The 11,354-nt window shown below is 57.5% G+C and carries 8 protein-coding genes; 3 read left to right on the top strand and 5 right to left on the bottom strand.

Going from position 1 to position 11,354, the window contains the following annotated elements; genetic code table 11:
* Positions 1-330: 330 nt before the first annotated feature.
* The gene (locus tag ACTNC3_RS06135; RefSeq protein ID WP_441226821.1) at positions 331-1,188 is read left to right on the top strand and encodes an AraC family transcriptional regulator; all 858 of its coding nucleotides are present in this window, start codon (positions 331-333) and stop codon (positions 1,186-1,188) included.
* Positions 1,189-2,216: 1,028 nt separating this feature from the next.
* On the opposite strand, the gene ilvC is transcribed toward ACTNC3_RS06135, so the two are convergent.
* From ilvC to ilvA, 5 genes are all read right to left on the bottom strand, one after another.
* Entirely contained in the window at positions 2,217-3,236 is a 1,020-nt protein-coding gene (ilvC, locus tag ACTNC3_RS06130) for a ketol-acid reductoisomerase (RefSeq protein WP_410043521.1), read from the bottom strand.
* Between the two features lie 316 nt (positions 3,237-3,552).
* Positions 3,553-4,077 (bottom strand): acetolactate synthase small subunit, encoded by a 525-nt coding sequence (gene ilvN / locus ACTNC3_RS06125; RefSeq protein ID WP_410043520.1) that lies wholly within the window; start codon positions 4,075-4,077, stop codon positions 3,553-3,555.
* Positions 4,074-5,762: a biosynthetic-type acetolactate synthase large subunit gene (gene ilvB, locus ACTNC3_RS06120; protein WP_441226820.1), complete on the bottom strand. Its 1,689-nt coding sequence runs from the start codon at positions 5,760-5,762 to the stop codon at positions 4,074-4,076. The genes ilvN and ilvB overlap by 4 nt, the downstream gene beginning before the upstream one ends.
* A 12-nt stretch (positions 5,763-5,774) precedes the next feature.
* On the bottom strand, positions 5,775-6,953 hold the full coding sequence (locus ACTNC3_RS06115) for an ATP-binding protein (protein ID WP_441226819.1): 1,179 nt from the start codon (positions 6,951-6,953) through the stop codon (positions 5,775-5,777).
* Between the two features lie 138 nt (positions 6,954-7,091).
* Entirely contained in the window at positions 7,092-8,297 is a 1,206-nt protein-coding gene (gene ilvA, locus ACTNC3_RS06110) for a threonine ammonia-lyase (protein ID WP_441226818.1), read from the bottom strand.
* A 777-nt stretch (positions 8,298-9,074) separates the two neighbouring features.
* Here ilvA and ACTNC3_RS06105 point away from each other — a divergent pair.
* Positions 9,075-10,415 carry an MATE family efflux transporter gene (locus tag ACTNC3_RS06105; protein ID WP_441226817.1) on the top strand — a complete coding sequence of 447 codons (1,341 nt, stop codon included), beginning with the start codon at positions 9,075-9,077 and terminating at the stop codon, positions 10,413-10,415.
* 136 nt (positions 10,416-10,551) lie between these two features.
* Positions 10,552-11,175 (top strand): flavin reductase, encoded by a 624-nt coding sequence (locus tag ACTNC3_RS06100; RefSeq protein WP_441226816.1) that lies wholly within the window; start codon positions 10,552-10,554, stop codon positions 11,173-11,175.
* Positions 11,176-11,354: the final 179 nt, after the last annotated feature.

Here is an 11,354-nt window from a genome sequence, read left to right as displayed (position 1 = left end):
CAATCATTTACTTGCCAGATATTCTCAAATTATGGTACGATTCTATCATCGAGCCAGCAGGGGGCCGGAGGACCGGCAACAGAAACACAGTACTGCGCGCTCGGAAGACTCTAAGCCGGGACCCCTAAGCGGCACTAGGCCCTCTGCAATCGCTGAGTTTTCTTGATGAAAACTCAGCGTTGACAGAGGGTTCCAAGGAGAGATAACACCAAGTGCCGCTAAGGGAACCCGGCTTGATTCTTCACGACCGCTTCGTATGGTTTCTGTTGCCGGTCCTCCGGACTCCCTCCTGACTTCACTGTAGAAATCTACCGATGTTAGGAGCAAACAATGAAGAATCAGGCATCCCTTCAGGAGACGAAGCAGCATGGTGCGCTGCGTTTTCCCTTCAATATATATCCTTGTACGATTCCGGGGGATTTTCCGCAGGTGGCGCTGCACTGGCACGAGAATATGGAGCTGGTGTTTGTGAAGCGGGGCGAGGGGATCATCCAGGTCGGTACGGCGAGCTTTCCGGCGCAGATGGGGGACATCTTCGTGTTCGTGCCAGGGACGCTGCACGCACTTCGCCAGGCTGGCGGCCAGACGATGGAGTACGAAAATATCATCTTCGATCTCGAGCTTCTCGGTGGCACGGATGATCTCTGCGCGGAGAAGTACCTGCTGCCGCTCGAGAGCGGTCGCCTGCCGCTTCCAGCGCATCTCGCGAAGGGGGATCCCTCCTACCGGAGCGCCGCAGCCTGCCTACGTGAAATCGAGGAGGTGAACCGCACCCGCTTCAGCGGCTACGAGCTCATCATCAAGGCGGATCTCCTCCACTTTCTCGCCATCCTGATCCGGGAGGAGCAAACCAGGCTCCCGGCGGAAACCGCCGATACCCTGCGCTTAAAGACGATCCTGCAGTGGCTCGCAGCCCACTACACCGAAGCCCTGCGTGTCGAAGACGCCGCCGCGGTCTGCTCCTTCAGCAGCAGCCACTTCATGCGCTGGTTCCGCCAGATGACCGGTCAGAGCTTCATCGCCTTCCTGAACGACTACCGTCTGAACCTCGCCGCCGACGCCCTCCGCACCACCGACGCCAGCATCCTCGCCATCGCAACCGCGTCCGGCTTCGCAAACCTCTCCTACTTCAACCGCGCCTTCAAGGCCCACTTCCAGATGACCCCGCGGACGTACCGAAAGAGATAAATCAAGTAATCATTCAACGGTCTTCGACATAAACGTTCAGCAATCGACTTCGACGCCCGTCTGATTTCCAAGAGTTATCCTGCCCCCGGCCGTCTCTGGGTTTGCCTGCCCGCCCCATGAACAGCCTCTATCCTTTTGCATATTGGCCCCACCCCATGCAGGCAAACCCTGAGACGTCGCCGTCCTATTCGCCTTCGGCTCAGACTGCGCCGGAAGACATCAGCCGGATCCGCATTCCTGCCATCCTGTACGCCTTCGGCACAGATACCCCATCATATCTAATTTGATTTGATTTTGAAAATATTGGACATGTTTTTGATCCTAAAAAGTCGGAGGGGAGCGAAAACTATCCAATCTAAGGTGATTTCATAAATATTGGATATTAAACACCTATTTTTATAAGAGCGCCCCATGCCCCCAGTATCCAGCTTTTAAAAAAAGACCGATTATTGGATATACGTTTAAAGAAATTCTTCTCTAAGTCATGAAAATGCATATCCACTATATTTAAAAACAAAGAATATCCGATAGTACGCATATATGCGTATGTCTGATTTTCCGAAAAATCATCCAATAACTGCCTTATTTTGAAATCGTGGATATTTTTACCTCACACGCAAAAGAGACAACATATGTTGAAAATATCCACGATTACGAAATCTGGCCATTATTGGATAGTCCCATCCATTCCCCCTGATTTCAACCGGTTCAGTCATATAAATTTCCGGGCCGCGCGCAATAGTTAGCGAATCATCGATCAACATTCTCGCGCGGCAGCGTCAGATACGAGAGGCAATCAATCCATAAAAAGGCAACGTCTTTCCACGTGCGACGGCGTCAAATTTTTGTTTGCCTGCATGGGGCGGGTTCAAAATGTAAATGAATAAAGCGTGTAGCTCGGGGTGGGCAGGCAAACAAAAAGAGACGCCCGGCACAGGTGTCTCTGAAAAACATTTGGCGTGATAAAAATCATCATCGCCTATACTATGATACAAAAACGGCCCCCGGAGGGGCTGTCGATATGTTGTTTACTTCTTCAGCCAGCTCATCATCTGACGGAGCTCTGCGCCGACCTTCTCGATGAGAAGATCTGCTTCCATACGACGCTTTGCGAGGAAGTGTACCTTGCGGCCGCCGTTTGGATTCATCTCCGTGAGGAACTCACTTGCGAAGGTACCATCCTGGATCTCGGTGAGGACTTTCTTCATCTCCTTACGGGTCTCCTCAGTGATGAGACGCTTACCGGTGCGGTAGTCGCCGTACTCCGCGGTGTTGGAGATCGAGTAACGCATCTTGGAGAAGCCGCCCTCGTTGATGAGGTCGACGATCAGCTTCATCTCATGGCAGGTCTCGAAGTACGCCATCTCCGGCGCATAGCCAGCCTCAACGAGTGTATCGAAGCCCGCGTGGATGAGCTCACAGACACCACCACAGAGAACCGCCTGCTCTCCGAAGAGATCCGTCTCGGTCTCCTCCTTGAAGGTGGTCTCGAGGATACCCGCACGACCAGCGCCGATGCCGGAAGCGTAAGCAAGTGCGGTGTCCTTCGCCTTGCCGGTGAAATCCTGCTCGATACAGATCAGGCTCGGAACGCCCTTCCCCTCGACATACTGGCTGCGAACGGTGTGACCAGGTCCCTTCGGTGCGATCATGATGACGTCGACGTTCTTCGGCGGCACGATGGTCTTGAAGTGGATGTTGAAGCCGTGCGCGAAGGCCAGGGTCTTGCCCTCGGTCATGTACGGAGCGACCTGCTTGTTGTAGATATCTGCGCAGAGCTCATCCGGCACGAGCATCATGACGATATCGCCGGCCTTGGCTGCCTCCTCGACCTCCATCACATGGAAGTTCGGGCAGGTCTCAGCGAACTTCGCCGCCTTCTCCCAGTGACCGGAGCCCTTACGAAGACCGACCACGACATTCACGCCGCTCTCTGCGAGGTTCTCGGAATGCGCATGGCCCTGTGAGCCGAAGCCGATGACCGCGACAGTCTTTCCATCCAGTACACCGAGGTTACAATCTGAATCATAGTACTTCTTGATCGCCATTTCTTTTTCTCCTTTTCTCTTTTCCTGTTCTAAATGCTGGTTAACAGTTTTTATTCATAAAAGCCATCGACTCCGCGCCCTAAACTCGGGCTGATGAAGCCCGACTTTAGCCCCTTCGGGGAGCAGAGCACAGCTCTGCTGGAGGTCGTTCCGGAGTTTGCTTGATGCAAACTCCTACACTTTCGCTGAAAAGCCGCGAAGACTGCTTTTACTGACGTATTTTCGGCCAATGCCTCCGACCGCTTCGATCATCGTCTGGCCTTTCATCCCCGGCTCCAGCGCTTCTGCGCCTCGAGCCGGCTCATCGATGCACTTCTTAATTCTCCTCGTCCCCGAAGATGTGATCCGTGCCGCGCTCGAGTGCGGTGATGCCGGTCCGGCACATCTCGAGCACCTCGTAGTTCCGCATCATGTTGAGGAAGCCCTCGACCTTCTCCGGCTTACCGGTGAGCTCCATGACGAGGCTGTCCGGGGAGAGGTCGATGATCTTCGCCTTGTAGACCCCAGCGATGTCGCGGAGGCTCGGCAGATTATCCTTATCCGCACGGACCTTGATAAGCAGGAGCTCCCGCTGCACACTCGCCGTCGCAAGCTCGTACACCTCGCGCACATCCTCGAGCCGCCGCGTCTGGAGGAGCAGCTGCTTCAGCTTCTGCTCGTCGACGTGGACCGTGATCGTGATCCGCGCGATGCCCGGATCCATGGTCTCCGAGGTCGTGATGCTGTCGATGTTGAAGCTCCGGCGGTTAAACATATTCGAGATTCTCGCCAGCACACCGTAGCGGTTCACCGCCAGGATGCTGATGACCCTGCGGGGATACTTATACTGATGCTCCATCATGCCTGCCCCCTTTCGTCGTCCGTCATGGTGATATCCTGCACCGTGCCTCCCGGCGGAATCATCGGCAGCACCTTCTCATCCTTATCGATACGGCACTCGATCCAGCTCGGGCCTTCGTTGGTCAATGCTTCTGCCAGGGCTGCACGGAACTCCGCCATGGTTTCGCAGCGGTAGCCCTTCGCGCCGAAGCCCTCGGCGAGCTTTACATAATCGGTCTTCCGCTCCGGATCCGTGCTCGAGTAGCGCTTGCCGTAGAAGGCTGTCTGCCACTGGCGCACCATCCCGAGCACCTGGTTGTTAAAGATGATCGTGATGATCGGAAGCTCGTAGCTCACCGCCGTACACGCCTCGTTCAGATTCATATGGAAGGAGCCGTCACCCGTGAAGTGGATCACGCGATGCCCGTTTCCGAGTGCCACCTGCGCACCGATCGCCGCACCGTAGCCGTAGCCCATGGTGCCGAGACCGCCACTCGTCAGGAAGCCGCGTGGCTTCGTGTGAAGCACGTACTGTGCCGCCCACATCTGATGCTGACCGACATCGGTGACGTAGGTCGTATCCGGTCCGGTCATCTCGCAGGTCTCGCGGATGATCTGATGCGGCTTCAGGACCGTCTCGCTGTCCTTCGGCTGATAGTCGGCCGCCTGCCACTCCGCGATCTGGGTGAACCAGTCCGGATGCTCGGCAGCATTGACCAGCGGAAGCAGCGCCTGCAGCACCACGGCCGCATCGCCGACCACCGAAGCGTCGACGAGGACGTTCTTATCCACCTCACTGGCATCGATATCGATCTGCACGATCTTCGCACCAGCCGCGAACTTCTCCGGGTTCAGGGCAACACGATCCGAGAAACGGGCACCGATCGCCAGCACGAGGTCTGCCTGGTCGACCGCCTTGTTCGCGGTGTAGGTGCCATGCATCCCGATGAGACCGAGGTTCCGCTTATCCCCGTAGTTGAGGACACCGGCTGCCATCAGCGTATAGGTCGCCGGCATGTCCGCCTTCGCGATGAGATCGCGCAGTGCCTGACAGCTCGCCTCGCTGACCGCGACACCGCCACCGAAGTAGACCACTGGACGCGTCGCCTGGTTGATGAGCTCCGCAGCCCGGGCGAGATCCTCAGCATCGACCTCGGTATTCACCGGAATCTCCGCCGGCTTCTTCGGCGTAAACTCACAGCTCGCCGCCGTGATGTCCTTCGGGATATCCACGAGCACCGGTCCCTTACGCCCACTCTGCGCGATGCGGAACGCCTCCCGCATCGTATCCGCGAGATCCTCGACCCGACGCACAGTGTAGTTGTGCTTCGTGATCGGCATCGTGATTCCCTCGATATACGCCTCCTGGAAGGCATCGCGCCCTAAGACCGCGGTGCCGACATTGCCCGTAAAGGCGACCATCGGCACGTTATCCATGTAGGCCGTCGCGATGCCGGTGACGAGGTTCGTCGCACCCGGACCGCTGGTTGCCAGCACGACGCCCGTCTTTCCGGTCGCCCGTGCGTAGCCGTCCGCCGCGTGGCTCGCGCCCTGCTCGTGCGCCGTCATGATGTGGTGGATGCGATCCTGGTTACGGTACAGCTCATCGTAGAGGTTCAGCACCGCACCACCTGGATAACCGAACAGTGTATCGACGCCCTGCTCCACCAGCACTTCTACAAATATCTGAGAGCCATTTAAAATCATGACTTTTCCTCCCTAATTTAAAACACCTGCCTTACACAGCTCGATAAACTGCTTCGCGACACGCGGGCTTCGTCCGCCGGCGCGGATCGCGAAGGCCTCCGCCCGTACGATCAGCTTCTCCGGATCGTCCTCCACGCCGTACTGTGCGGCGAGATCCGTGACGATCTGCACGAAGCGGCTCTTGTCCGGCTGTCCGAAGGTCACCGTGAGGCCGAAGCGTGCCGCGAGGCTCATCAGCTCCTGACGCGTATCGCTTTCGTGAATGTCGCTGCCCTGCCGGTCCTCGAGCGTCTCCTTGATGAGATGCCGCCGGTTGCTCGTCGCGTAAACCGCGATGTTGCCGGCGCGGCCCCCGACGCTTCCCTCGAGGATGGCCTTCAGCGCGGCGAAGTTGTCGTCGTTCGTCGTGAAGCTGAGGTCATCGATAAACAGGATGAACTTCAGCGGGTTCGCCGAGAGCTGATCCATGAGATCCGGGATCTGGTAGAGCTGGTTCTTCTTCACCTCGACGAGGCGCAGGCCCCGCGCCGCATACTCGTTCGCGATCGCCTTGATGGCACTCGACTTGCCGGTGCCCGCATCGCCGTACAGCAGCACGTTGTTCGCCGGACGTCCATCCAGCAGCGCCTCGGTGTTCGCGATGACCTTCTCACGCTCCTTCTCGTAGCCCGGCAGCTCGGAAAGCCGCTGCGGATCCGGATGCTTCACCGGCACCAGCCGGCCATCCTCCACCACGAAGACGTGGTTCCGCGCGAACATGCCGTATCCCCTCGTGCTGATCTCCTGCATGCGCTTCGCATACTCCGTCGGCAGTGCGCCCGCCTCGGTGACCCACGCGACGAAGTAGTCCGGCGCGTCACTCATCTCGGCCGTCAGCTCTTCCAGGGTCAGCGCAGACAGCTCGTTCAGCAGTGCCAGCTCCCGCTGCAGACTGTCACTGAGGACGGCACTGAGCTCGCCGTGGGCCTGTCGCCGCACGCAGATGTTCTCACTCTCCAGCACCGCAGTGCTGAGGTACTCCGTCCAGTTCTCTGTCTTCTCAAACAGCCGGTGCTCGAACGCCGCACAGGCCGTGGCGAAGGCATCGCCGTCGTCGAGCTCCGCGCTCGCCAGCATCCGCTGAAACGCCGCGATCACCGGATCCTGCAGCAGCTCACGGAACACCACGAGACTGCTTAAACGCTGATTCATATAATGCAGATTCATCCTTCTCCACTCCCTTCTCTTATTTCCATGAAGGGCTGTGCCGGGAGGATCCCTCTGCTGCTGCCCTTCGCTGAGCTTCTTATGTATCGTGACGATGTCCCATCGGAAGCATTGGCCCCGATATCAGGCGCGCTCCGTGACGAGGCGGAAGCCGGCCTGCGTGAGGGCCGCACGGATCTCCTCGATCTGCTGACGGTCACGGGTCTCGAGTCCGAGCTTCAGGAAGCAGCTGGAGATCGCCATGTTCGTGTCGCCGCGGTCATGATGCACGGAAACGACATTGGCACCGCACTTCGAGACGATCTCGCTGACCTGCTGGAGCTGGCCCGGCTTATCCTCGAGCGCGATCATCAGGTTCGCGTTGCGGCCGCTCATGACGAGACCGCGGGTGATCACGCGGGACAGGATGTTCACGTCGATGTTGCCGCCACTGATGAGGCAGACGACCTTCTTGCCCTGGATCGGGAGCTTTCCGAACATCGCGGCAGCGACCGACACGGCACCGGCACCCTCGGCGATCAGCTTCTGATTCTCGATCAGTGCAAGGATCGCAGCGGCGGTCTCATCCTCGCTGACGGTCACGACGTCGTCCACGTACTTCTCGACCATCTGGAAGGTGGTCTCGCCTGGATTCTTCACGGCGATACCATCCGCAAAGGTCGAGACGCTGTCGAGGGACTCCCACTGATGATCGCGGTAAGCATTGAACATGCTCGGCGCACCGGCCGCCTGCACACCATAGACCTTGCACTCCGGACGGAGGCTCTTGATCGCGAAGGCGACACCGGAGATCAGTCCGCCGCCACCGATCGGCACGATCACCGCGTCCACATCCTCGAGCTGGTCGAGGATCTCAAGGCCGATCGTGCCCTGGCCCGCGATGACCGCATCGTCGTCGTACGGATGGATGAAGGTCATGCCCGTCTCCTCCTGGAGCTCGACGGCCTTGTCATGGGCATCATCGTAGGTGCCCTTCACGAGGCAGACCTCTGCGCCGAGACGCTTCGTGCTCTCGACCTTCATGATCGGCGCACCATCCGGCATACAGACGACGCTCTTGATCCCCATCTTCGTCGCTGCGAGCGCGACGCCCTGCGCGTGGTTACCGGCGCTGCAGGCCACGATACCGTGACTGCGCTCCTCCTCGCTCAGCTGACTGATCTTATAGTAGGCACCGCGTACCTTGAAGCTGCCGGTTACCTGCAGGTTCTCGGTTTTCAGATAGACCTGCGCGTCCGGCACGAGCCGAGGCGCCGCGATGAGGTCCGTCTTCCGCGCCACATCCTTTAAAACGAAGCTTGCATGATAGATTTTATCCAGTGTCACCATAGTATGTGCCTGCCTTTCTCTGAAAGTACTGAAAGCGTCATCGCTTTTCTGTGTTGCATCGGTGGAGCTCCGTCGATGCTGATCGGGCTCGATCGCCGATCAGCTTCGCTGTCGCGGTCGCATCAGCTCGGGCTCGATCGGCTGGGCGTCGCCAGCGCCACCGCTGCTCTGTTTCGAAATCTGTGGGGGATGCGCTTCCTCCGCTTCCGGGAGAAAGTTAAAAGAAAAGCCTCCGCCCCCACAAAGTCCATAGACCCTGTAAGAGACGAAAGCTGTTACGATTTACCTTCCGCGGTACCACTCTTTTTGCTGTCTCTGATAGACAGCCCCTTCGTGCAGACCCAACAGTCCGCTGGCCCTGATAACGGTGCCTGCCGTCCGCACCTACTTTACTATCCTACGGCACCCTATCGGGCCCTTTTCGGCACGGCTGCTCGCAAGGGGATAAACATCCGGTACACCGCACTGCCTCGCACCAGCCGGCAGCTCTCTGAGCGGGTAGACCGAAGGCCGATTGGCCTTGCTACAACGCATTTTTAAACTAAATTTGTGTATATGATAAAGTACAACGTCACGATTAGTAAAGGCTAACCTTCGTGGATGAGTATCATATAAATTCATAGGACGTATTCACGGAGGGGTATGCGGTTTCAGTTTTTGCACCGTAAGCTTCGTCATAAAAAGATATAATCTTTTCCCGATAGCAGACATAAGCTCTCGACCTTATCGTATTTTCGTGTATACTAGCTCAGAGTACATATATAAGGAATAAATACTATGAATGGTAATTTAACGAAGGGTCCGATCATGAAAACGCTGGTGAAGCTCGCGCTTCCGATCATGGCGTCGTCGTTCATCAGCACCCTGTACAACATCACGGATATGGCCTGGATCGGCATGCTCGGCTCGAAGGCGGTCGCCGGCGTCGGTGTCGGCGGCATGTTCACCTGGCTCTCCCAGGGCCTCGCCTCCATGGCGCGCATGGGCGGTCAGGTCCATGTGGCTCAATGCTTAGGGCGCGGCGATCATGACCGCGCGCATCGTTACGCGCAGACCGCCGTACAGCTGTCCACGCTGATGGGCCTCCTCTATGCGCTCGTCTGCGTCGCCTTCGTGCACCCGCTCGTGAACTTCTTCCAGCTGAGTGACGCCGAGTCCTACGCCGCCGCGATCTCCTACACCCGCATCGCCTGCGGCTTCGTGGTCTTCTCCTTCCTGAGCCTGACCCTCACCGGCCTCTATACCGCCCAGGGTGACTCGAAGACCCCGTTCATCGCGAACCTCATCGGCCTCGTCATCAACATGGTGCTCGATCCGGTGCTGATCCTCGGCCCGGGCCCGTTCCCGCGTCTCGGCGTCACCGGTGCCGCCATCGCGACCGTCACCGCCCAGGCCATCGTCATGCTGATCATGGTGCTCGGCGTCCTCCGCGGCCATAAGGATAACATCCTGAAGGGCACCCGTCTCCTCGCCCGGATGCCGCTCAGCATCCTCGAGGGCATCTTCCAGATCGGCGTCCCGACCGCCCTCCAGAGCATGGCCTACTGCGCGATCTCTATGGTCCTCACCCGCATGGTCTCCGGCTACGGTGCAGAAGCCGTCGCTACCCAGCGTGTCGGCGGACAGATCGAGTCCATCTCCTGGAACACAGCAGACGGCTTCGCCGCCGCGCTCAATGCCTTCGTCGCCCAGAATTATGGCGCTGCGAAGCATGACCGGATCCGGAAGGGCTACCTCATCTCCCTCCTCACCGTCGGACTCTGGGGTCTGCTCGTCACCGCAATCTTCATCTGCTTCCCGGGACCGCTCGCCGGCATCTTCTTCCACGAGCCACAGGCCATCGCCACCGCGATCAGCTACCTCATCATCATCGGCTTCAGTGAAGCCTTCATGTGCGTCGAGCTCACCACCGTCGGTGCCCTCTCCGGCCTCGGAAAGACACGCCTGTGCAGCATCCTGAGCATCACCTTCACCGGCGCCCGCATCCCACTCGCGATCATCCTGAGCCGCCCGCTCGGCCTCGACGGCATCTGGTGGGCCCTCACCAGCACCTCCATCGTGAAAGGCATCCTCTTCACCGGCACCTTCCTGTGGATCACACGGAACAATAACTACTAAACACAGCATCCCCTCCGTATAGCGCGATTGACAGCATCCGAAAAATGTCTATACTTATTATTAGGAACGCTTCTTAATAGCAAGTATAGCGTACGTGATTCATTTTCGTTGATTCTATGAAAAAGGAGGAAGTCTGATGGATAAGAAGGCGATGTATAAGCTAAGTTATGGTTTGTTTGTGCTGACCGCACGTGACGGTGAGAAGGATAACGGCTGCATTATCAACACAGCGATTCAGGCGGCATCGGAGCCAAATCAGCTGAGCATCTGCGTGAATAAGGCAAACTATACACATGATATGATCAAACGGACCGGGAAGTTCACCGTATCCGTGCTGAGTGAGCAGGCAGATTTCGAACTCTTCAAGCACTTCGGTTTCCAGTCTGGTCGTGATGTCGATAAGTTTACGAATTTCACCAGCTGTGCACGTGGCGCTGATGGCCTCTATTACATTACAGAGGGAACCAATGCCTACATTTCCGTAACGGTCGATAAGACAGTGGATCTCGGTTCGCATACGATGTTCATCGGCGAGATCACGGATATGGCGGTGCTGAGTGATACGCCATCCACGACCTACGAGTACTATCAGAATCACATCAAGCCGAAGCCACAGGCGGTCGGAAAGACCGACAAGGGGCAGACGGTATGGCGCTGTCGTATCTGTGGATATGAGTACGTCGGCGAAGAGATTCCGGATGATTTCATCTGCCCGATCTGCAAGCACCCGGCCTCAGATTTCGAAAAAATCGTGAAGTAGGCATATCGACTCACGCCGCCCGTGCCCCATATAAAACAACAACCTCCTCGTCTACGACGAGGAGGTTAGTAAGCGCTCAGTGTCAGTGCGGCTAGTTTGATACTTTTGAAAATGCCATAATCATGGAAAACGAGAGTATTTTAGTCTCAGTCTTCCCACTGGCATTCACAGTGGTGGAT

Source organism: Oribacterium sp. HCP3S3_B9 (assembly GCF_052064255.1).
Lineage (GTDB): Bacteria > Bacillota > Clostridia > Lachnospirales > Lachnospiraceae > Oribacterium.
This window is presented reverse-complemented; position numbering and strand designations above follow the sequence as displayed.